This is a genomic window from Oerskovia sp. PE-21s, assembly GCF_056158145.1.
Genome location: NZ_JBUXJM010000002.1, coordinates 24,104 through 46,317, shown reverse-complemented (window position 1 = coordinate 46,317; position 22,214 = coordinate 24,104). Strand labels below are relative to the sequence as shown.

At 70.1% G+C, this 22,214-nt stretch carries 15 protein-coding genes and 1 tRNA gene; 2 read left to right on the top strand and 14 right to left on the bottom strand.

Annotated features, from left to right (window positions below; translation table 11 throughout):
- Window positions 1-50: 50 nt before the first annotated feature.
- From rpoB to ACZDYF_RS03125, 7 genes are all read right to left on the bottom strand, one after another.
- On the bottom strand, window positions 51-3,575 hold the full coding sequence (gene rpoB / locus ACZDYF_RS03155) for a DNA-directed RNA polymerase subunit beta (protein WP_191791536.1): 3,525 nt from the start codon (window positions 3,573-3,575) through the stop codon (window positions 51-53).
- A 476-nt stretch (window positions 3,576-4,051) separates the two neighbouring features.
- On the bottom strand, window positions 4,052-4,435 hold the full coding sequence (gene rplL, locus ACZDYF_RS03150; protein WP_030151946.1) for a 50S ribosomal protein L7/L12: 384 nt from the start codon (window positions 4,433-4,435) through the stop codon (window positions 4,052-4,054).
- 108 nt (window positions 4,436-4,543) lie between these two features.
- Window positions 4,544-5,071 (bottom strand): 50S ribosomal protein L10, encoded by a 528-nt coding sequence (gene rplJ / locus ACZDYF_RS03145; protein WP_191791537.1) that lies wholly within the window; start codon window positions 5,069-5,071, stop codon window positions 4,544-4,546.
- 341 nt (window positions 5,072-5,412) lie between these two features.
- Window positions 5,413-7,983, bottom strand: coding sequence for a CHAT domain-containing protein (locus ACZDYF_RS03140; RefSeq protein WP_475053305.1), 2,571 nt, complete (start codon window positions 7,981-7,983; stop codon window positions 5,413-5,415).
- A gap of 9 nt (window positions 7,984-7,992) precedes the next feature.
- The gene (locus tag ACZDYF_RS03135) at window positions 7,993-9,798 is read right to left on the bottom strand and encodes a S8/S53 family peptidase (protein WP_400274514.1); all 1,806 of its coding nucleotides are present in this window, start codon (window positions 9,796-9,798) and stop codon (window positions 7,993-7,995) included.
- 79 nt (window positions 9,799-9,877) lie between these two features.
- Window positions 9,878-10,375: a carboxypeptidase-like regulatory domain-containing protein gene (locus ACZDYF_RS03130; protein WP_475053302.1), complete on the bottom strand. Its 498-nt coding sequence runs from the start codon at window positions 10,373-10,375 to the stop codon at window positions 9,878-9,880.
- Window positions 10,372-10,971 (bottom strand): RNA polymerase sigma factor, encoded by a 600-nt coding sequence (locus ACZDYF_RS03125; protein WP_475053298.1) that lies wholly within the window; start codon window positions 10,969-10,971, stop codon window positions 10,372-10,374. The genes ACZDYF_RS03130 and ACZDYF_RS03125 overlap by 4 nt, the downstream gene beginning before the upstream one ends.
- 522 nt (window positions 10,972-11,493) lie before the next feature.
- Here ACZDYF_RS03125 and ACZDYF_RS03120 point away from each other — a divergent pair.
- On the top strand, window positions 11,494-12,951 hold the full coding sequence (locus ACZDYF_RS03120; RefSeq protein WP_475053295.1) for a glycosyl hydrolase family 18 protein: 1,458 nt from the start codon (window positions 11,494-11,496) through the stop codon (window positions 12,949-12,951).
- 138 nt (window positions 12,952-13,089) lie between these two features.
- Here the strand turns inward: ACZDYF_RS03120 and ACZDYF_RS03115 are convergent, their stop codons facing one another.
- The 6 genes from ACZDYF_RS03115 to ACZDYF_RS03090 all read right to left on the bottom strand — a co-directional run bounded on the left by ACZDYF_RS03115 (window position 13,090) and on the right by ACZDYF_RS03090 (window position 18,217).
- Window positions 13,090-15,132 (bottom strand): alkaline phosphatase family protein, encoded by a 2,043-nt coding sequence (locus tag ACZDYF_RS03115; protein ID WP_475053292.1) that lies wholly within the window; start codon window positions 15,130-15,132, stop codon window positions 13,090-13,092.
- Between the two features lie 314 nt (window positions 15,133-15,446).
- Complete coding sequence (gene rplA, locus ACZDYF_RS03110; protein ID WP_191791553.1) at window positions 15,447-16,163, bottom strand: 50S ribosomal protein L1; 717 nt, start codon at window positions 16,161-16,163, stop codon at window positions 15,447-15,449.
- A gap of 154 nt (window positions 16,164-16,317) precedes the next feature.
- Window positions 16,318-16,749, bottom strand: coding sequence for a 50S ribosomal protein L11 (rplK, locus tag ACZDYF_RS03105; RefSeq protein WP_030151954.1), 432 nt, complete (start codon window positions 16,747-16,749; stop codon window positions 16,318-16,320).
- 73 nt (window positions 16,750-16,822) lie between these two features.
- On the bottom strand, window positions 16,823-17,638 hold the full coding sequence (gene nusG, locus ACZDYF_RS03100; protein ID WP_475053287.1) for a transcription termination/antitermination protein NusG: 816 nt from the start codon (window positions 17,636-17,638) through the stop codon (window positions 16,823-16,825).
- A gap of 126 nt (window positions 17,639-17,764) precedes the next feature.
- Window positions 17,765-18,040, bottom strand: a complete 276-nt coding sequence (gene secE / locus ACZDYF_RS03095) for a preprotein translocase subunit SecE (RefSeq protein WP_191791556.1) — start codon at window positions 18,038-18,040, stop codon at window positions 17,765-17,767.
- A gap of 104 nt (window positions 18,041-18,144) precedes the next feature.
- Window positions 18,145-18,217: transfer RNA gene (locus tag ACZDYF_RS03090), tRNA-Trp, on the bottom strand.
- Window positions 18,218-18,581: 364 nt separating this feature from the next.
- Between ACZDYF_RS03090 and ACZDYF_RS03085 the strand changes: the two genes are divergently transcribed.
- A complete protein-coding gene (locus tag ACZDYF_RS03085) occupies window positions 18,582-20,228 on the top strand; it encodes an AbgT family transporter (RefSeq protein ID WP_475053283.1) in 1,647 nt (548 codons plus the stop codon).
- A gap of 120 nt (window positions 20,229-20,348) precedes the next feature.
- Here the strand turns inward: ACZDYF_RS03085 and ACZDYF_RS03080 are convergent, their stop codons facing one another.
- On the bottom strand, window positions 20,349-22,190 hold the full coding sequence (locus tag ACZDYF_RS03080; RefSeq protein ID WP_475053280.1) for an SLC13 family permease: 1,842 nt from the start codon (window positions 22,188-22,190) through the stop codon (window positions 20,349-20,351).
- Between the last annotated feature and the right edge of the window lie 24 nt (window positions 22,191-22,214).

Below are 22,214 nucleotides of genomic sequence, written 5' to 3'. Positions count from 1 at the left end.
CGGGTGGCGGTGGGGGCGTCCGTCCAGGGACGCCCCCACCGCTTCCGAGATCAGATCTCGTCGATCGTGGATGCTGCGTTGGGGCGACGCGACAGGTCGATGCCGAGCTCCTCGGCAGCGCGGTACACGTCGTCGTCGGACTCACGCATCTCGATGGAGACACCGTCGCTCGAGAGCACCTCGACGTTCAGGCACAGCGACTGCATCTCCTTCAGGAGGACCTTGAAGGACTCCGGGATGCCCGAGTCGGGGATGTTCTCGCCCTTGACGATCGCCTCGTAGACCTTCACGCGGCCCGGGACGTCGTCGGACTTGATCGTCAGCAGCTCCTGGAGGGTGTACGCCGCGCCGTATGCCTCGAGCGCCCACACCTCCATCTCGCCGAAACGCTGTCCACCGAACTGCGCCTTACCACCCAGCGGCTGCTGCGTGATCATCGAGTACGGACCGGTCGAGCGGGCGTGGATCTTGTCGTCCACCAGGTGGTGGAGCTTCAGGATGTACATGTAGCCCACGGAGACCGGCTCCGGGAACGGCTCGCCGGAGCGGCCGTCGAACAGACGTGCCTTGCCGTCGCGGCCGACCATGCGGTTGCCGTCACGGTTCGGGAGCGTCGTGGAGAGCAGACCCGTGAGGGCCTCCTCCTCGAGCCCGTCGAACACCGGCGTCGCCACGGGGCGACCGGGCTCGGACGAAGCAGCGACCGCGGGGACGTGCTCCTTCCAGGACAGGTCGCCCTCGCCGGCTGCGCCGTCGGTCTGCGAGATGTCCCAGCCCTGCTTCGCGACCCACCCGAGGTGGGTCTCGAGGACCTGGCCGACGTTCATACGACCGGGGACACCCAGCGGGTTGAGGATGACGTCCACGGGGGTGCCGTCCTCGAGGAAGGGCATGTCCTCGACGGGGAGGATCTTCGAGATGACACCCTTGTTGCCGTGACGCCCGGCGAGCTTGTCGCCGTCCGTGATCTTGCGTCGCTGCGCGATGTACACGCGGACCAGCTGGTTCACGCCGGCGGGCAGCTCGTCGCCGTCCTCGCGGTTGAACTCGCGGACGCCGATGACGGTGCCGGACTCGCCGTGGGGCACCTTGAGCGACGTGTCGCGGACCTCGCGGGCCTTCTCGCCGAAGATGGCGCGCAGGAGGCGCTCCTCCGGGGTCAGCTCGGTCTCGCCCTTGGGCGTGACCTTGCCGACGAGCACGTCGCCTGCGCCGACCTCGGCACCGATGCGGATGACACCGCGCTCGTCGAGGTCCGCCAGGACGTCCTCGGAGACGTTCGGGATGTCCCGCGTGATCTCCTCGGGGCCGAGCTTCGTGTCGCGGGCGTCGACCTCGTGCTCCTCGATGTGGATCGAGGACAGGACGTCGTCCTGCACGAGGCGCTGCGACAGGATGATCGCGTCCTCGTAGTTGTGGCCTTCCCAGGACATGAACGCGACGAGCAGGTTGCGGCCGAGCGAGAGCTCGCCCTCGTCGGTCGCGGGGCCGTCGGCCAGCACGGAGCCGACCTCGACGCGAGCACCCTCGTCGACGACGACGCGCTGGTTGTACGACGTGCCCTGGTTCGAGCGACGGAACTTCGCCGCGCGGTAGCTCGTCGTGGTCGCGTCGTCGTTCGCGACGACGATCAGGTCAGCGGAGACCTCGGTCACGACACCGGGCTTGGTGGCGACGATGACGTCACCGGCGTCGATGGCTGCACGACGCTCCATGCCGGTGCCCACGAGCGGGGCCTCGGAACGGACCAGGGGCACGGCCTGACGCTGCATGTTGGCACCCATGAGTGCGCGGTTCGCGTCGTCGTGCTCGAGGAACGGGATGAGGGCGGTCGCGACCGACACCATCTGGCGCGGCGAGACGTCCATGTAGTCGACCTCGGTGCCGAGGACGTCAGCCGTCTCGCCACCCTTGGTGCGGACCAGGACGCGCTCGGCGCGGAACGAACCGTCGGCGTTGAGCTCGGTGTTCGCCTGGGCGATCACGTAGCGGTCCTCGTCGTCGGCCGTCAGGTAGACGACCTCGTCGGAGACCTGGCCCTTCTCGACCTTGCGGTACGGCGTCTCGATGAACCCGAACGGGTTGATCCGGCCGTAGGAGGCGAGCGAGCCGATCAGACCGATGTTCGGGCCTTCAGGGGTCTCGATGGGGCACATGCGGCCGTAGTGCGACGGGTGGACGTCACGGACCTCCATGCCGGCGCGGTCACGGGACAGACCACCCGGGCCCAGCGCGGACAGACGACGCTTGTGCGTCAGGCCGGCGAGCGGGTTGTTCTGGTCCATGAACTGCGACAGCTGCGAGGTGCCGAAGAACTCCTTGATCGACGCCACCACGGGGCGGATGTTGATCAGGGTCTGGGGCGTGATCGCCTCGACGTCCTGGGTCGTCATGCGCTCGCGCACGACGCGCTCCATACGGGACAGGCCCGTGCGGACCTGGTTCTGGATGAGCTCACCCACGGCGCGGATACGACGGTTGCCGAAGTGGTCGATGTCGTCGGTCTCGACGCGGATCTCGACGGGCTCGCCGGCACGCGTGCCGGGCAGGGTCGTGACCTCGGCGTGCAGGGCGGCGAGGTACTTGATCGTCGCGACGATGTCCGTGACGGACAGCGTGGAGTCGCCGAGCGGCGCGTCGACGCCGAGCTTCTTGTTCGCCTTGTAGCGGCCGACCTTCGCGAAGTCGTAGCGCTTGGGGTTGAAGTAGAAGTTCTCGAGGAGCGAGCGACCGGCCTCGACCGTGGGCGGCTCGCCCGGACGGATCTTGCGGTAGAGGTCGACGAGCGCCTCTTCCTCGGTGTGGACGTGGTCCTTCTCGAGCGTGTCGAGCACCGACGGGAAGTCCGCGAACTCCTCGCGGATCTGCGACTCGGTCAGGCCGAGGGCCTTGAGCAGCACGGTGACGGACTGCTTGCGCTTGCGGTCGACGCGCACGCCGACGGCGTCGCGCTTGTCGATCTCGAACTCCAGCCACGCACCGCGCGACGGGATGATCTTCGCGGAGTAGATGTCCTTGTCGCTGGTCTTGTCGGCCTGGCGCTCGAAGTACACACCGGGCGAACGGACGAGCTGCGAGACGACGACGCGCTCGGTGCCGTTGATGATGAAGGTGCCGCGTGCGGTCATGAGCGGGAAGTCGCCCATGAAGACCGTCTGGCTCTTGATCTCACCGGTGTTGTAGTTCACGAACTCCGCGGTGACGAAGAGCGGCGCGGCGAAGGTGAAGTCCTTCTCCTTGCACTCCTCGGCCGTGTACTTCGGGGGCTCGAAGCGGTGGTTGGAGAAGGAGAGAGACATGGAGGAGCCGAAGTCCTCGATCGGGGAGATCTCCTCGAAGATCTCCTCGAGACCCGACGTCGCGGGGACGTCCTGGCGACCGGCGGCGGCCGCGGCGTCGACGCGTGCGCGCCACGCCGGGTTGCCCAGCAGCCAGTCGAAGCTCTCGGTCTGGAGCCCGAGCAGGTCGGGCACCTCGAGAGGCTCGTAGATCTTGGCGAAAGATACGCGCCGGGAAGCGGTGCGGTTCGCGATAGCGTCGGCGGACGGAGCAGAAGGGGTGCGCGAGGCAGCCAAGAGGGGTCCTTCCCTGCAGATCGATTGCACGCTGTACGCTGCGTGGCTGGAGGACCTCTTCCCCCTGAGGCTGCCGTGGTGCACGATGGACGCACACCGAAGACGGTCCGGGCAGTACAGAGGGTGCCGAGGGCACACGCGAGCGCAAAGCGCTAGCATACCCGGCCCAGTCAAGCGTGTCCAGCGACGCGAAATCACGGCCTGTCAAGACCGTCGTCACGCCTGCCGCACTCCCCCACCGGGCCGGTGAGGACATCTTCTCGGTGGCCGCCATATGCCGCCCAAGAACACGAAGAGACTCCCTGCCCGACGGCGCCCGTCACCTTCCCGTGGAAGGCGGGCTCCGGCGTCGGGCCGGAAGACGAAGAGGCGACGAGAGGCCCGCACCCCCGAAGGGATACGGGCCTCGTCGCCTGTGCTACCTGTCAGGTCGCGCGAGGCGACCCGTCATGTGATACCGCCCCGAGGGGCAGTGATCACTTGACGGTGACGGTTGCGCCGGCGCCCTCGAGGGCAGCCTTGGCCTTGTCAGCAGCGTCCTTGGCGACGTTCTCCAGGACGGGCTTGGGGGCGCCGTCAACGAGGTCCTTGGCCTCCTTCAGGCCGAGGCTCGTGAGGGCACGCACCTCCTTGATGACCTGGATCTTCTTGTCGCCGGCAGCCTCGAGGATGACGTCGAACTCCGTCTTCTCCTCGACCTCCTCGGCGGCAGCGGCCGCGGGGCCTGCGACGGCGACGGCGGCCGGAGCGGCCGCGGTGACCTCGAAAGCGTCCTCGAACGCCTTCACGAACTCGGAGAGCTCGATGAGGGAGAGGCCCTTGAACTGCTCGATGAGCTCTTCGGTGCTGAGCTTCGCCATGATGGCGGTCCTTTCGGTTGGTGCTCGGCAGCGGCCCTGTCAACGATCCACAGAGCCCTGCTGGAAGCAGAGGGGGTGTGTGCGTGCTGCGCGATCCTCAGACGAGGATCAGGCGGCAGCGCTCTCCGATTCCTGCTTGAGGCGCAGGGCATCGATGGTGCGGACGGCCTGCGAAGCGGGCGCGTTGAACAGGTATGCCGCCTGGTAGAGCGGCTGCTTGAACGCGCCGGCCAGCTTGGCCAGCAGGACCTCGCGGGACTCGAGGTCCGCGAGCTTGGTGATCTCCGCAGCGGTCAGGGAGCGCCCGTCGAGGACACCGCCCTTGATGACCAGTGCGGGGTTCGCCTTGGCGAAGTCACGCAGGCCCTTGGCCGCCTCGACCGGGTCACCGGTCACGAAGGCGATGGCCGAGGGGCCCTTGAAGTCGGCGTCGATCTCGATGCCGGCTTCCTTGGCCGCGATGGCGGTCAGCGTGTTCTTCACCACGGCGTAGGTTGCGTTGCCGCTGAGCGACCGACGCAGCTGCTTGAGCTGCGCGACGGTGAGCCCGCGGTACTCGGTCAGCACGGCCGCGTTCGACTCGCGGAAGTTCTCCGTGAGCTCTGCGACTGCGGCTGCCTTGTCCGGCCTCGCCATGGCAATCCTTCCGGTGGTGGTGCCACCGGTCTCCGCAGGGCGGGGGCCCTGGGGGGTGAGGTCCTGCGGAGACGAGAAGAGCCCCGCGCAGGCGCGGGGCTCGAAGTGCAGGCTCTCGCCCGCTCCGTGAACTCTCACCTGCGCTGGCCTCCGCACTTCTGCGGGACTTCGGTCCGGACTGCAGCTGACGAGTCAGCGGGCAGGACGGTACGACCGGCGGTCTTGGGTACTGGACCAGGGTACGTGACGCGGGCGCGTGCTCCAAATCCGGTCCGACGGCGGCGCGCAGCACGCGCAGCCCGGCGGCGCGCGGTGGTGCGCTGCGGCCCGGGCCGCCCGCCTCAGACCGCGAGGGGCCCGAAGCAGACGAGGGGCACGGGCTCGTCCTCGTGCGCGATCGCGGTCGCGAGGGCGTCGCCCGGCGTGGCCCCCGAGCGCAGCCGGCCGTGGAACTCGGGCATGACGCGCGCGGCGACGTCGTCCCGCAAGGGGGCCACGCTCGAGACCACGGCCGCTGCCCCGAGCCGGAGCAGGACGCTCGTGAGCCCGAGGGGTTCACCACCGATCCGGACCGTCGACAGACCCGCCTCGCAGGCCGAGAGGACGACCACGGCCCCACGGAGGTCCACGCCGTCCAGCTCGTGCGCGAACAGCGGACCGTCCGCGAGCCGCAGCGAGGAGAACAACGGGTTGTCGGTCTCGTGCCGTCCGTGGGTCGCGAGGTGGACGACCGCCGCGGACGGCAGCTTCTCGACCGTGGCCGAGCACGTGGCCTCCTCGCCGGACAGGACGGTCGCACGATCCCACGTCTGCGCGACGGCCTCTGCCTCGGTCACGGCGGCCCGCAGCCCCGGTCCGGCGACGACCACGACGTCCGGCTTGGTCTGGTCGACCGCCGCCTCCTGCAGATCGATCCACGAGTTGACCCAGGTCCGACGTCCTGCACGCGAGGGCAGCGAGGACCACGGCACCGCGAGGAGCAGGTCCCGCGCGGCGATGTGCAGGTCGCCCTGCGCGTCGATCGGCGCGAGGACCTCACGGTCCAGCCACGCCAGGCTCCGGTCGAGCGACGCCCGGGCGGCGGCCCGCATGGGCGCCGGGATCAGGGCGTTCGACAGGACGTCGAGGTCCGCGCGCGTGCGCCGGATACGCTCGCCGACCTCCGCCATGGAGGCCAGCCGGATCATGCTCAGCCCCGAGGCGTCCGCACGCAGGACGCGCAGCGTCTCGTCCGCGACGACGAAGTTCGCGACGACCGTCGACGGGCCCGCCGTCGACAGGGCGCGGCGCAGACTGCGCGCGGTGACGGCGGTCGGCGTCGCCGCTCCCCCGCCGTCCTGCCAGGCTCGACGCCGTGCGGCCTCCTGCAGGCGTCGGGCCTCGTTGAGGTGCGCACGACGGCGTTCGAGACGTTCACCCGACGGGTTGGCCCCCAGGAGCCTGGCCGACTCGATCTCCTGGCGCGCACGCGTGAGGAGATCGGCGGACTCGGCGTCGGACGGCGGCACGACCCTGCCGCTGCCTGCGACGGTCGCGCGCCCACGCTCCACGGCGTCGAGCAGCGCCGAGGCGCGCCCCGTCCGGAGCGCCGCGGCCACGTCCACGTGCCCCAGACGTACCCCGTGGACCGCGGAGGCCGTCACGGCGTCGACCGACCCCAGCCCCTCGCGATGCTCGGCCAGCATGCGCTGACCCTTGCGCACCGCACGGAGCGCGGCGGCGCGGTCCCCGGTGTCGAACGCGAGCTGGGCCGCGACGGCCTGGTGCTGCAGTCGCAACGGCAGCGCCACCCGCCCGAGGTGGCCCGGGACGTGCGAGAGGATCTCGCGCGCACGCGTCGGGTCCTTCGCCGCGAGGAGCCACTCGGCGGCGAGAAGCTGCGCAGGGACGGTCACCCCACGCCCTCCGGCCTCACCGAGCGCAGCCCCCACGTCCGCGAGCGCGAGCGCGCGGGCCGCCCGACGGCGCGCCACGCCCACCGAGACGCCCGTCGAGCGGTCCTCGGCCAGCCGCGCCTGAAGCTCGGCCACCCGAGCACGGGCGGCCCAGGGGTCGTTGCCGATCCGGTCGAACCGCGCCGCGGCCGCGCGGGCCTGCCGCTGCGCCTCGGTGTAGCGGCGAAGTCCCACGAGGCACTGCGCACGCAGGAGCTCGACCTCGGCGACGTCCCTGACCATCCGGTTCCGGGCGAGGTGCTCGCGCGCCTCGGCGAGCGTCGCGTCCGCGTCGGAGAGCAGTCCCGCCTCGAGGAGGACCTGCGACTTGTCGATCAGGCCGACCGAGGCGTGACGGTCCGGCGCGCCGCGCTCGGCCTCTTCCATGGCACGCAGGGCGGTCGGCAGGTCCCCCCCGAGGTACTTGGCGTAACCGAGGTTGTGCTGCGCCTTGGACGCGAGCAACGTGTCCCCCATCGCCTCCGCGCGACGAACCACTTCGGCGAGGTCGGCCTCGGCGCGATCGAGGTTGCCCAGCTCGAGGTGCAGCGAACCTCGGTTGAGGAGGAGGACGGCGGCGTCGAGCGGCCTCGCCACGTCGATGAACCGAGCCGCGGCGTCCATCTCCTCGACCGCCTCGACGACCCGGCCGGTGCGCAACCTGAGCAAGCCACGCTGCCCGCCGACCACGAGCTGCAGGTCCTCGGGCCCGTGGGCCTCGACCCACACCTGGGCCTCTTCGAGCAGCTCGAGCGAACGATCGACGTCGCCCTCGTGCTCGAACCTGGAGATCGCCAGACCGATCAGCGCACGGACGTGGGCATAACTGTTGTCCGGGTCGTCGGCGAAGGCCGCACCCTCAAGATCCGCCAGGACGGAGCGGAAGAGCTGCGCGGCCCGAGCATGACGGCCCCGCGCGTTGGTCGCCGACGCGAACTCGAGGCGTGCGCGCAGGGTCCGGCCACCGCTGCGCGCCACCCCGTCACCTCATTCCGCGGTCACCGCCGTGGGGACCAGTCCAGTGGCCAGGGTAATGGACTGCCACAGCCATGCGCAGCGTCCTGGGGCTCCTTCACCCGGTACCACGTCGCTCGGCGACGTCGGGTCGGCCGCCGAGTCGTCCAGCAGGTACGACGCGAGCTCGCCTGCCAGCACCGGCGCGGCGAACGACGTACCGCTCCAGCTCGCGAACCCGCCCTGGAACCCTTCGGGGTCGATCGTGGCCCGGTTGCCCTCCGACCAGAGCTCCTTGAGCCACCGGCTGGGCGCCACCGCACCGTCCATCGTCGTCGGTGCCGTGGACACGAGAGCCGACCCGGGACGCACGCACGTGACCCACGGGCCGTCGTTGCTGAACAGCGCGGTCGTCCCGTCCGGGTTCTGCGCACCGACCGTGAGCACGGGCGGCTCCTCCCGCGAGAGCGAGACGCCCGGGAGAGGTACGGGCGGTGTCTGGCGACGGTCGATCCGCGGTGCGAACGCCGCGGGGTAGCTCGGCCTGGTCTGTCCGTCGTTCCCGGACGAGACGACGACCAGCACCCCGTAGCGCCGGAGCGCCCTCAGAACGGTGCCGAAGGGAGCGTCGAAGTCCGCGTCCTCCGGTCGCTCGTGGTAGTACCCGAGGGAGAGGACCAGGACGTCGATCGGGGCGTAGCCGTCCCGTCCGACGAGGCCCAGCACGTGCCAGAGAAGCACCCGACGCAGAGAGCGCAGGAGGTCCCGCTCGGGGATGACTCCGGCGCCGCCGTAGAGCCGGGGGGCCAGGATGACCGCGTCGGGGCACTTCTGGTGGACGAGACCGGCGATGAACGTGCCGTGCCCCGCGACCGGGTCCAGCGGTCCGGTCAAGGGAGAGATCGACACACCCCCGATCTCGGGGTCCTCGTAGTCGTACTCCGTCTCCGGGAGGACGGACAGCGGCTCGCCGAGGAGCTCGGGGTCCCGCACGACGATCGTCCCGCGGGACTCCGGGGCGGCGTCGAACCAGGGGTGCGCACCCACGCCGGTGTCCAGGACCGCCACGACGGGGCGGCGGGTACCGTCTGCCGCCGTGAAGTCGTCGGCACCGACGGCGAGGCGTCGTGCGGGGACGGGGCCGACCCAGTTCACGGGCGTCCGGCCCCCCGAGCCAGGGTTCGCGTACTCGGCGGTCCCCGTGACGGGGAAGGGCTGGGTGTACGGGAAGGGCTGCGTGTAGGGAAAGGGCTGCGTGTACGGGAAAGGTTGGGTGTACGGGAAAGGCTGGGTGTAGGGGAAGGGCTGGGTGTAGGGCTGGCCGCCGATGGCCGGTCCTGCCGACGGCGCGATCATGTGGTCGAGCCCCACCCGCGGGCTGCACCTGTCGTCGGGGCACAGGCGCCCGCCGAGCTTCTCGATGACCTTCCAGGCATCGGGGAGCTCCCCCTCGCTGCCGCCCTTCTGCCGCAGGCGCGCCGACAGCCCGAAGACGCGTCGCAGGTCGCGCGTCGTCTCAGGGTCGAGCCCTGCCCGGGTGATGAGCTCCGCGTCGCTCCTGCTGGCCTCCTCGACCTCGACCGTCAGGTCGAACCTCGCCGCGGCCTCCTCGAGCCAGCGCAAGGAGCGGTTGCCTGTCAGGTCGTCCGGTGACTCGGGGACCAGGACCCGGTCCCCCACGTACCACGTGGGGTGCGGGGAGGACTGCCCGGCCCGCCGCGGTGCGGTGATCGGGTCGAGCGTCCGCGTCCGCCACTGCAGCCGGTTCGGCCGGTCACCGAAAGGCCGCCCTCCCGGCGGTACCGGCGGCGTGGCCGACTGATCAGGGGTCTCACTCATCGGTGCTCCAATGCACGAAAGGGACTACCGTCGGGTCGATCGGCCCGACGTTGCGAGGCGAGAGCGACGAGCCGTACGACTACAGCTCGATGATCGGCGTCGTCACGGCGTCGCCGTCGCAGCCGGGGGCGCGGAGCAGCAGACTGGCAGGACCAGGCCCGACGGCGTCGAAGACGAACCGGCCGTCCTCGTCGGCGACGGTCGAGACCATCCCGTCCGGTCGGTGCAGCTCGACCGTCAGCTCTGCGGCCGGCGCGGCCCAGCCGTCGATCCGGATCCGACCGTCGTCACGAGCGGACAGCGTGATCATGACGGTCAGGGACTCGGCCGTGAAGGTGATGGTGCGCGCCTCGACCGGCGGCGCCTCGCCCCGGACGGACATCTCCGGCACGCGGACGTACTCGAGCTCCATGACCTCGGCCTCCAGGCCTGCGAGCGTGATGGCGAACAACGACCGCTCGACGAGCCCGTCGGGTACCGGGTCGAGCGTCGCGTGGATGCGGGCGAGATCCGCCAGGATCTCGAGGTCTACGGCGTCCAGCGGTTCCTCGGGGCTGTACCCCAACGGTGCCCTCATGGTGTTTCCCATGTCCTGTCCCCCTGCTCGCTCTCGATGATGTCGCGGAGCTTTGCCAAGCACCGCCCACGGTTGGACCCGATGCTGCCCACCGGCATGCCGATGGCGCTCGAGATGTACTTGTAGTCGGGTCGGTCCGCCAACGAGATCAGCCGGAGGAGCTGCTGACAGCGCTCCGGCAGCTGGAGGACAGCGCGCCACAGGTGGCGGTCGCGCTCCACGTCGAGGACCTGGGCCTCAGGGGTGGGGTCGGAAGAGGGCAGGGTGCCCGTGGGCCCCTCGAGCATGTCGTCGGGCAGCTCGGTCCGGCGCTTCTGGTCCTCCCGCTGCTTGCGGACGGCCTCCCAGGCCCCGCGCTTGGCGGTTACCAGGAGCCACTTGAGCACGGCGTGCGGTTCCTGGATGGTGTGAGCGTTGCGCACGAGGGCCATCCAGGTGTTCTGGACGATGTCGTCGGCCTGCTCGCGGACGACTCCCTGGGCCCTGACCGTGTGCCACAGCAACGGGGTGGCCTCTCGCACGAAGTCGGCCAGTGCCTGGTGCTTGCCCTCTCGGTAGTCGAGCAGGGCGGCCGCGGCGCGATCTCCGAGGCTCACCTCCGGCTCGTCGACTTCCGGGACGTCCTCGGTGATCCGTGTCATGGCTGGGTGCGCCGTTTGCTCTCGGTCGTGCGCGGGTGATTCGGGGGAACCCGATTCTAGAGGCGTCTGCCCAGGTGGGACAAGCATTTCTGCCACGGCAGGACCTCCCTCCAGCTCGTGCTCACGCACGCTCGACGCACCGGGCCGGTGGAGCACCGGACCGCTTCCTGCCGGGAGAGAGGGACCGGCGGCGCGTTTGATACACGCTCGCGAGACGCTTCTCGAGGTTCACCCTGGACGGCCTCGGTGACCTGCTCCCCGCGACCCGAGCGACGTCGTCGGGACGCGGGGCCTCGCGTGTACGGGTACGCGACCCGTAGGGGGATCCCCGTACCGCTCGCGGCCAGAGAGTGGTGGAACCCCTCATCACAGGCGTGACGCGGCTCACGTAGCGTCGGCATGGCCGACCCAGATCGGACCACTCGGACGGTCCCGGTGAGACGACGACGTCCCGGACCCCTGCAAGAGGAGCACCACGTGAGAACCCATCGCCACACCGCCGACGGCGCCCGCCGCCCGGCCCGCCTGCTCGCGGCACTGACCGCGGCCACGGTCGCCCTCGGCGGCCTCGCGCTCGCCGGCACGAGCGCCCAGGCCGCCCCGCAGCCCGCGGCGCAGCCCACGACCGTCGCGGCCGCCGCCGCGCCGGGCCACCAGTGGCTCACGGGCTACTGGCACAACTTCAACAACGGCTCGGTCGTCATGCCGTTGAGCGACATCCCGCCCGCCTACAACCTGGTCGCCGTCGCGTTCGCCGACAACCTGACCGGCACGCCCGGCGGCATCACGTTCAACCTCTCGACCGCCGAGCTGAACGGGTACACCGTGCCCCAGTTCAAGGCCGACGTCGCGGCGATCCGGGCACAGGGCCGCAAGGTCATCCTGTCGGTCGGTGGCGAGAAGGGGAACGTCATCGTCTCCAACGCGACCGAGGCGAAGAACTTCGCCGACACCGCGTACGCCCTCATGCAGGAGTACGGCTTCGACGGCGTCGACATCGACCTCGAGCACGGCATCAACGCCACGTACATGTCGAGCGCGCTGCACCAGCTCTCGGCCAAGGCCGGCCCGAACCTCATCATCGCGATGGCCCCCCAGACCATCGACTACCAGGCCACCTCGATGGGCTACTACCAGCTCACGCTCGCGATCAAGGACATCCTGACGATCGTCAACACCCAGTACTACAACTCGGGCGCGATGATGGGCTGCAACCAGCAGGTCTACAGCCAGGGCAGCGTCGACTTCCTCACCGCGCTGAGCTGCATCCAGCTCCAGATGGGCCTGCGCCCCGACCAGGTCGGCATCGGCGTCCCCGCCGTCCAGGCCGCGGCGGGTGGCGGCTACCAGCCCGTCGCGAACGTCATCAAGGCCGTCGACTGCCTCGAGACCGGGACGAACTGCGGCGCGTTCAAGCCCGCGACGCCCTACGGGAAGATCGGCGGCGTCATGACCTGGTCGATCAACTGGGACAAGAAGAACAACTACGCGTTCGCGACGGCCGTCGGTGCGCGCCTCGGCACGGGCTCCGGTGGTGGATCCACCGGCGGGACGACCGGCGGCACCACCGGCGGGACGACCGGCGGCACCACCGGCGGGACGACGGGCGGCACCACCGGCGGGACCACGGGCGGGACGACCGGCGGCACCACGGGCGGCACCACCGGCGGCACCACCGGCGGGACGACCGGCGGCACCACGGGCGGCACCACCGGCGGCACCACCGGCGGGACGACCGGCGGCACCACGGGTGGGACGACGGGCGGGACGACGGGCGCCACCTGCGCGGCCGCTCCCTGGAGCGCGACGACCATCTACACGGGCGGCAACACCGTCTCCCACAACGGCCGCACGTGGCAGGCCAAGTGGTGGACCCGCGGTGACGCTCCGGCCCCCAGCGACTGGGGCGTGTGGAAGGACCTCGGCGCCTGCTGAGGCCCCTCTACGGGAGGCCGACGCCCCCCTCGCACGACCCGAGCCGCTCGGTTCTCCACCCCGCCCAGGGAGTGGCGGACCGAGCGGCTCGGTGCTGTCCGCGGCCCTGCCCGCGAACCAGGCCACTCGCGCCCCCGCTCAGTCCACGGGGAAGAGCGACATCGTCAGCGTCGCACCGTACGCACCCGGCGCCGTGTTGGCCGGCAGCTCGAGAGCGAGGTCGGCCGTGACGTCGGACGTGCCCTTGCGACCGATCGCGTCGGCACCGGCGAGGGTCTGCGGGACCGACAGCCCCGCTCCCCCGCTCAGCACCGAGGACACGCGCTGACCGACGACGACGCCCGGCTTGCCCAGCACCAGGCGAGGCGTCCAGCCGAGCTGCTCGGCACCGAACGTCGTCGTCCCCGCGGAGAACGCGGTCGACTGCCCGGACACGGCCCACCCCGCGGCCTCGAGGCGGGTGTCGGAGACGCTCACCACGGGCAGGGCCGCGGTGTAGGTCAGGTGGTCACCGTCGAGGCCGCCTTCGAGCGTCACGGGCGCGCCGTCGCTCGCCACCGTCATCGAGAGCCTGCCCTCGACGACGGGCTCCTCGACGACCGCCTGGAGCGCGACGCCCTCCGAGCCGGCAGGGTCGGTCCCGCCCTGCGCCGCGAAACGCACCTGGTCGAGGGCCCAGAACCAGTCGTTCGTCCCGCTGTAGTGGAACCGGTACTGCGCGGTCCTCGTCCCGGCCGGGACCTCCGTCACGATCGTGCGCTTCCCGTTGTCGCTCGTAGGGAAAGCCGCCACCTGGACCGGTGCACCTCCGTCGAAGCTCACGAGCACTTCGGCGACCTGCACGCGGTCGTGACGGTAGGAGTGCTCGAAGCTCAGCACGGCCTGCTCCTTGCCCGCCACCGAATACGCCGGCGTCACGAGCGTCGAGTCGAGCTTTCCCGCGCCGTGGCTCTTGTCGTCCCACTCGTCGGAGTCCGCGACCGCGATCACGTCACGTCCGCGCGTGAAGTTCTCGCGCGCCTGACCCGGCTCGGCCGCGGACCAGAACGTCTGTGTCGTGAACGACCAGCCGCGCCACTCGGTCACACCACCTGACGGCATGGCCGAGTTGTCCACGCTCCAGCCGGACGGCGGCGTGGTCGTGAAGCCGAGGGTCCCGGCGGGGACGCCCGTCTCGTCGACGCGTGGCGAGAGCGCGGGGCGCAGGCTGTCGAAGTCGTCCGTGACGTCGTCGCCGATCGGGGTGCCGTCGAGGCCCCACGCGGGGTCCACCGCGACGCCCGCCTGCCGCATGACCGTCGGAGCGATGTCCGTGACGGCGAGGTTCTCCTGCCGTCCTCGCGCCTCGATGCCGTCTCCGGCCGCGATGACGAACGTCGCGCGCTCGGTCTGGGCCCGGCCGCCGTGGCCACCCGTGGGAAGGTGCCCGTGGTCGGCCGTCACGATGACGTTCCAGGTCTCGGCCGCCCGGTGGGGGCGAGCCTCGATCGCGGCGAGGACCCGCCCGATGCGGGCGTCCTGGACCTCGAGCTCGGCCGTGTACTGCGCGGCGTCAGCGCCGTGGCTGTGGCCCGCGCCGTCGATGTCGTCGAGGTGGATGAAGCTCACGTCCGGGTTCTGCGTCCCGAGGTACGTGACCGCGGCCTGCTCGGTCTTGACGTCCGAGCCTGTCGCGAGACGCAGGTCGATCCCGGCCGAGACGATGTCCCCGTTGCTCGCCGACGACGTGATCGGTGCCCAGGTCGAGGCCGCGAAGGTCGCGATGCTCGGGTCGACCTGCTCGAGACGGTCGAGGAAGCTGGGGTACTGCGCGTAGTTCTTGCCCGTGAACGAGTTGTCCCGGACGTTGTGCTTGTCCGTCCACACGCCCGTGAGGATCGTCGACCATCCCGCACCCGACACCGTCTGGGCCCCGCGCTGGCTCACCTCCGCGGCGTCGCTCGTGGCGTACAGGAGGCTGTGCCCGTACGTCCCGCGCTGCATGAGCGCGTGGAGGTTCGGGGTCGAGGCGGCCTCGATCTTGTCGAGCCGTGCGCCGTCCAGGCCGATCACGAGCGTCTTGTCCGTACGAGTTCCCTGCAGGACGGGGGCGTCTCCCTCGGCCGCGAACGCGGCCGCCGGCACGAGGAACGTCCCCGCCGCCAGGCTCCCGGCGAGTGCCAGGTGTGCGATCTTGCGCATGTCCAACCCTTCAGTCGTCATGGTGCACGTCATGGATGTGATGTCCGGACGGCGTCGCGAGACTCACTTGTCCAGACAGGCATCACTCTGACTGCACCAGGCAGACCGGTGATGAACCGGGACGATCGGGACAGTGAACGTCTCCGGCCGACACCCTGCAGATCGCGTCACCATAGGAACGAACCGGGCATAACGCCTCTACGTCGGGCCGCGGCACCACGGCCCGCCACGCTCAAACCTCAGGACGACAAAAGACCGACGGCGCCCCTCCCCGTGAAGGGGAGGGACGCCGTCGGGCTTGAAGAACGAGGCGATCAGGCCGCGTCGTCCTCGAGAAGCTTCGAGACCTTGGACTGGTCCAGCGGGATGCCGGGGCCCATCGTGGTCGAGAGCGTCGCCTTGGTGATGTAGCGGCCCTTCGAGGAGGACGGCTTCAGACGCAGGACCTCTTCGATCGCTGCGGCGTAGTTCTCCACGAGCGCCTTCTCGTCGAACGAGACCTTGCCGATGATGAAGTGGAGGTTCGCGTGCTTGTCGACGCGGAACTCGATCTTTCCACCCTTGATGTCCTCGACGGCCTTCGCGACGTCCATCGTGACGGTTCCGGTCTTCGGGTTCGGCATCAGACCACGGGGGCCCAGGACCTTACCGAGACGACCGACCTTGCCCATGAGGTCCGGGGTCGCGACAGCGGAGTCGAAGTCCGTGAAGCCAGCGGCCACCTTCTCGATGAGCTCGTCGCCACCGACGATGTCGGCGCCGGCCGCACGAGCCTGCTCCGCCTTCTCGCCGTTCGCGAAGACCAGGACGCGAGCGGTCTTGCCCGTGCCGTGGGGGAGGTTGACCGTGCCACGGACCATCTGGTCCGCCTTGCGGGGGTCGACACCGAGACGGAAGGCGACCTCGACGGTCGCGTCGTACTTGGTGGGCGAGGTCTCCTTCGCCAGGCGGACGGCCTGGAGCGGGGAGTAGAGCTCGTCGTGGTCGATCTTCTCCGCTGCGGCGCGGTACGCCTTGCTGCGCGTTGCCATCTGCTTCTCCTTCTCGAGCAGTCGTGGTCTACGGGTCCGCGCGGACCCTGCCACTGCCCCGGCGGGCGAACCCGCCGGGACCTGATGATTCATGACTGGCCGGCCAGGAGGCCGACCGACGGACCGGTCAGGACCGGTCCGGAGGGGGTGGAGCTCAGCCCTCGACGGTGATGCCCATCGAACGGGCGGTGCCCGCGATGATGAGCGTCGCTGCGTCGAGGTCGTTCGCGTTGAGGTCCTCGAGCTTGGTCTGAGCGATCTCGCGCACCTGCGCAGAGGTCAGCTTCGCGACCTTGACCGTGTGCGGCGTGGGCGAACCCTTGTCGACGCCAGCGGCCTTCTTGATGAGCTCGGCGGCCGGCGGCGTCTTCGTGATGAAGGTGAAGGAACGGTCCTCGTAGACCGTGATCTCCACGGGGATGACGTTGCCGCGCTGCGACTCGGTCGCCGCGTTGTAGGCCTTGCAGAACTCCATGATGTTGACGCCGTGCTGACCGAGCGCGGGGCCGATCGGCGGGGCGGGAGTTGCGGCACCGGCCTGGATCTGGAGCTTGATCAGCCCAGAGACCTTCTTCTTGGGAGGCATGAGTGTTCCGTGCTTTCTGTGTCTGGGCCGACGCCGTGGGCGATGACCCGGTTGCAGGTGCTGTCGAGCAGGGTCAGATCTTGGCGACCTGGTTGAACGACAGCTCGACCGGGGTCTCCCGGCCGAAGATGGAGACGAGGACCTTGAGCTTCTGGCCCTCGGCGTTGATCTCGGAGATCGTCGCGGGGAGCGTGTCGAACGGACCGTCGGTGACGGTGACCGACTCGCCGACCTGGAAGTCGACCTCGAACGGCGCCTTGGCGGTCGCGGCAGGCTTGCCGGCCTCGGCCTTGGGCTCGATCGTCGGGGCCAGCATGGAGAAGACCTCGTCGTGCGTCAGCGGCACGGGCTGGTGGGTGTGCCCCACGAAGCCGGTGACACCGGGCGTGTGGCGCACCGCGCCCCACGACTCGTCGGTCAGGTCCATGCGCACCAGGACGTAGCCGGGGATACGGACGCGACGGACGATCTTCTTCTGCGCGTTCTTGATCTCCGCGACCTCTTCCATGGGGACCTCGATCTGGAAGATGAAGTCCTCCATGTTCAGGCTCTGGATGCGGTTCTCCAGGTTGGCCTTCACACGGTTCTCGTAGCCCGCGTAGGAGTGGATGACGAACCAGTCACCAGGCTTGGTGCGCAGGTCCTTCTTGAACTCCTCGACGGGGTCGAGGTCGTCGAGGACGTCGCCGTCCTCGTCGACGCGGGACTCGTCGTCAGCCTCGACCGACTCCTCGTCCTCCACCTCGGTGTCCGGGGCGTCCTGCGCCTCCGCGTCCGCCTCGACCTCGTCGATGGCAGCCTCGGGCGCGTCGAGCTCGGCCTCGGCGCCTTCGGCGACGGGCTCGGTGGGATCGACGTTCTCCGCCTGGTCCAGCGACTCCTGGGACACGAACGAACCTGCTTTCTGCTGACTACGCGAACATGCAACTGACGGGACCGGGACCGGTCCATACGCTCCGGGCGCGAACTGCTCCGGTGCCGCGAGAACCTCGCGGCACGGGGCGCCCTCCGGGGATCAGCCCCCGAAGACCCACAGGACGGCCTTGCCGATCCCGTAGTCGAGCACCGTCACGAACGCCATGACCACGGCCACGAAGACGAGGACGACGGTGGTGTAGGTGATCAGCTCGGAACGAGTGGGGGTGACGACCTTCTTGAGCTCCGCGATCACCTGACGGACGAAGAGTGCGATACGCGAGAAGATGTTGCCCTTCGTCGCGTCGCCCTTCTTCTTGTCACCGCCGGCGCGCACGCCTTCAGCACCCAGCGCCTCTGATGGCGATTCGCTCACTGTTCATCCCCACTACGTGACGTTGAAACCGAAACCGATGCTGACCTCTCGTGGTGTAACCCGTTACCGGACTACGCGCACGCCCCGGGAGGGACGACGCCTTGCAGGGCAGACAGGGCTCGAACCTGCAACCTGCGGTTTTGGAGACCGCTGCGCTACCAATTGCGCCACTGCCCTTCGTGATCGGCGTCACCCCGAGAACCTGCCGTGAAGGCAGAGAACATCGGGTGGACACCTGCCACCGAAGGAATACTGTACGCGAACCGAGCGCCGTGGTCGAACCGGCTCTGTCGCGCACCGCCCGACACCGGGCCGAACCCGTTCGGGGCCCGCCGGACGGCGGGACCGGGCGCGAGCCCCGACGAGCGCACGGCGATCGTCCTTCACGACCAGGGTAGAGGACTGTCGACCATCACCGCAGGCCCCTCCCTGGATCGATCAGCAGGCCTTCCCGGTTCACCGAGCCTTCACACGATCTCCTCGCCATACTTGCCCCGAGTCCTCGCGCACGAGCGCGGACCGATCGGGACGAGAGGCCGACATGTCGGATGCCACGGCCGTACGCCGTACGCCACTCGAGCGCATGCTCGACGGGATCGAACGGGTCGGGAACAAGGTCCCGCACCCCGCCATCATCTTCCTGGGGCTCATCGCCCTGATCATCCTGCTCTCGCACGCTTTCTACCTCGCAGGGACCTCGGTCACGTTCGACCAGGCCCAGGTCGCCGAGCAGGTCGAGCCGAGCGGCGAGGAGCTCGTCGGCGACGCGCCGTACCAGAGCGAGGACCCGCAGGTCGAGCAGGTCACGGTCTCGGTCGAGTCGCTCCTGAGCGCCGACGGGATCCGGTTCATCTTCACGTCGCCCGTCGAGAACTTCAACGGATTCGGCGTGGTCGGGGTGATCGTGGTCGCCATGATCGGCGTAGGGCTCGCCGAGGAGGTCGGGCTGATCGGCGCCTTCATCAAGCGCCTCGTCAAGGTCACGCCGGCGCGCTTCATCACGCTCATCGTGGTGTTCCTCGGCGTGCTGTCCTCGATCGCGACCGACGCGGGCTACCTGGTCCTCATCCCGCTGGCGGCCGCGGTGTTCCACACGCTCGGCCGACATCCGCTCGCGGGCCTTGCGGCGGCGTTCGCGGGCGTGGGCGGCGGTTTCGGCGTGAACCTGCTCATCACCCCGATCGACGGCATGCTCGCCGAGATCACCAACGAGTCGATCGCGGACCCCGCGCAGCACGTCTCGATCACGGGCAACCTCTACTTCGCGATCGTCTCGACCATCGTGGTGACCTTGGTCGCGACGCTCGTGACCGAGAAGTTCGTCGAGCCACGACTGGGCACCTACCGCGAGGACGAGGCTCCCGCGGCGGACGACCACGACTCCGGCGGCGCCGCCGCCCCGGCTCCCTCGGGCGAGCTGACCGCCGCGGAGAAGCGCGGCCTGCGGTGGTCCGGGTTCGGTCTGCTCGGGGTCACGGCGCTCGTGCTGCTGCTGACGCTCCCGTCCTGGGGACCGTTGCGCAACCCTGAGACCGGCAGCCTGATCGAGGGCTCGCCCCTCATGGGCAGCATCATCTTCCTGATCCTGATCTACTTCTTCGTCATGGGCCTGTGCTACGGCAAGGGCGCGGGGACGATCACGACCAGCATGGACGTCATCAACCCCATGACGAAGACCATCGCGGGCCTGTCCGGGCTGATCTTCCTGCTGCTGATCATCAGCCAGTTCATCGCCTACTTCAACTACTCCAACCTGGGCACGGTCGCGGCCGTCAACATGGCCGACGCCCTGGAGCAGGCGAACCTCGGGACGGTCCCCCTCATCATCGGGCTCATCGCGATGACGGCCGTGATCGACATCTTCATCGGCGGGGTCGTGCCCAAGTGGGCCATCTTCGCCCCGATCTTCGTGCCGCTGTTCATCCAGCTCGGCATCTCGCCCGACCTCGCGGTCGCGGCCTACCGCGTGGGCGACTCCCCCATCAACGTGGCCACGCCGCTCATGCCGTACTTCGCGCTCATCGTCATCTTCGCCGAGCGCTATCGCAAGAAGGTCGGCGTGGGCTCGATCATCTCGCTCATGCTGCCCTACACGGTCGCGCTGCTGCTCGTGTGGACCGCCCTGCTGGTCGGCTGGTATCTCCTGGGCCTCCCGCTCGGCCCGGGCGCGGAGATCTACCTGCAGTGAGGCACGGGGCCCGACGGCGGAGCGTGCGTCGTCGGGCCGGCGCCCCGCTCCCGTGGTCCGCACGCCGGACGCGCCGGGACGCTGCCGGCCGCCGCCCGCCGAGCGGGGCGCAGGCTCCCCTCACGGCCGCCAGACCAGCGGTACGAGGAAGACCGCGACCACGAGGTACACGACCAGCACCGGCAGGCCGAGCCGCCAGTAGTCACCGAACCGGTATCCACCGGGCTCCATGACCATCATGTTGCCGGGCGTGGCGACGGGGGTCAGGAGAGCGGCAGCCGAGGCGACCGCGACGCACATCAGGAGCGGTACGGGCGAGATCCCGAGCTCGACGGCCACCGACCCGGCGACCGGGATCATGACCAGCGCCGTGGCCATGTTGCTGATGAGCTGCCCGAGCACCGCGCACAGCACGAAGATCCCCAGGAGCAGGAGCGTCACCCCTCCCCCGCCGACCACGTCGATCAGCCCGGTCGCGACGATCTCAGCGGCCCCGGTCGCCGTGATCGCGGTCGACAGGGGGATCATGCCCGCCACGAGGATCACGGTCGTGAGCGAGATGGACCGCTGCGCCTGACGCGTCGTCACCACGCGGAGCAGGATCATCGCGATCGCCGCACCCACGGCCGTGACCGCCGCGGGCAGCACGTCCGTGGCGAGCGCGGCCACCATGAGCACGAGCACCACGACGGCCGGGACGACGCGGCGCCCCAGGGGGGCGGCCTGGCGGCGGATCGCGTCCGGCGTGTCCACCACGAGGACGTCCGGGTCGTCGGCGTGCCGGTCGAGCGCCTCCCACGTCCCCTGGAGCAGCAGGGCGTCACCCGCGCGGAGCGCGGTCTCGTGCTCGTGCGGGTCCGCCGAAGGACGGTTCTCCCCGTCGTCCGCAGGATCGAGGACCTCACCGAGCCGCTTCACCGCCAGGACCACGAGCTCGCCCGAGTCCGTCAGCATGCCCGGGAACACCCGCGCGCCGATCAGCCCCGAGCGCGGTCGGACGATGACCTCGGCGACGCCGTGGTCCCGCGAGACGAGACCGCAGACGACCTCCTCGCCGTCGGGCCCGGGCGGTGCCGGGAGGCCGTGCGAGGCCGCGAACGCCTCGACGCCCACGCGGCTCCCCCGCACCACGACGTGGCCGCCTGCCACGACGGCCGGCGCCGGACGACCCGCCGGGTCCTGCACCGCGACCGCGTGCACCGCCCGGTCCCCCGTGTCGATCGCGTCGGCCGCGACCCCGACGAGCGTCGAACCGGTCGGGACGTCCAGCCGCGCGATGACCCCCGACGGCGCGTACTCGCGCAGCAGCTCCGCGGGGAGCCCCGTGAGGTCGCGCGACAACGAGCGCGCGCTGCGGTCGGGCAGCAGGCGCGGGCCCCACAGCACGCACACCACGATCGTGCCCGCCAGGAGCGGGAGCCCGACCAGCGCGAACTCGAAGAACCCCACGCCGGTCCCCGTCTCGGCGAGCGCCGTCGCGGAGACGATCACGTTGACCGGCGTGCCCGTCAGCAGGAGGAGCGATCCCGCGTGCGCCCCGAACGCGAGCGGCAGGAGGAGCTGTGAGGGCGACCGCCCGAGCCTGGTCGAGAGGACCACCACCATGGGGAACAGCGCCGCGACCGCACCGTTGGGCGTCACGAGGGCCGACAGGACGGCCGAGAGCACCAGCATGAGCATCATGAGCCGGGCCGTCCCCGTGCCCGCCCGGTCGATGAGCTGCTGCCCCGCCCACGCCGTGATGCCGGCCGCGTCGAGCGCCTCGGCGACCACGAACAGCGCGGCGATGAGGACGACCGTCGGGGTGCCGAAGCCCGCGAGCGCCTCCTCGACCGTGAGGACCCCCGTGAGGTAGAGCGAGAGCGCGACGCCCAGCGCGACCACACCGACCGGCAGCCGGTTCCACACGAACAGGACCACCGCAGCCGCGAGGACCGTCAGCGTGATCGCGGCGTCGCTCATGCGGCCGACAGTAGCGGCCGCGAC

Coding starts and splice junctions, on each gene's coding strand:
- rplL (WP_030151946.1), bottom strand. CDS start 4,435: ATGGCGAAGCTCAGCACCGAAGAGCTCATCGAGCAGTTCAAGGGCCTC.
- rplJ (WP_191791537.1), bottom strand. CDS start 5,071: ATGGCGAGGCCGGACAAGGCAGCCGCAGTCGCAGAGCTCACGGAGAAC.
- ACZDYF_RS03135 (WP_400274514.1), bottom strand. CDS start 9,798: ATGAGTGAGACCCCTGATCAGTCGGCCACGCCGCCGGTACCGCCGGGA.
- ACZDYF_RS03130 (WP_475053302.1), bottom strand. CDS start 10,375: ATGAGGGCACCGTTGGGGTACAGCCCCGAGGAACCGCTGGACGCCGTA.
- ACZDYF_RS03115 (WP_475053292.1), bottom strand. CDS start 15,132: ATGCGCAAGATCGCACACCTGGCACTCGCCGGGAGCCTGGCGGCGGGG.
- rplA (WP_191791553.1), bottom strand. CDS start 16,163: ATGGCAACGCGCAGCAAGGCGTACCGCGCCGCAGCGGAGAAGATCGAC.
- rplK (WP_030151954.1), bottom strand. CDS start 16,749: ATGCCTCCCAAGAAGAAGGTCTCTGGGCTGATCAAGCTCCAGATCCAG.
- ACZDYF_RS03085 (WP_475053283.1), top strand. CDS start 18,582: ATGTCGGATGCCACGGCCGTACGCCGTACGCCACTCGAGCGCATGCTC.
- ACZDYF_RS03080 (WP_475053280.1), bottom strand. CDS start 22,190: ATGAGCGACGCCGCGATCACGCTGACGGTCCTCGCGGCTGCGGTGGTC.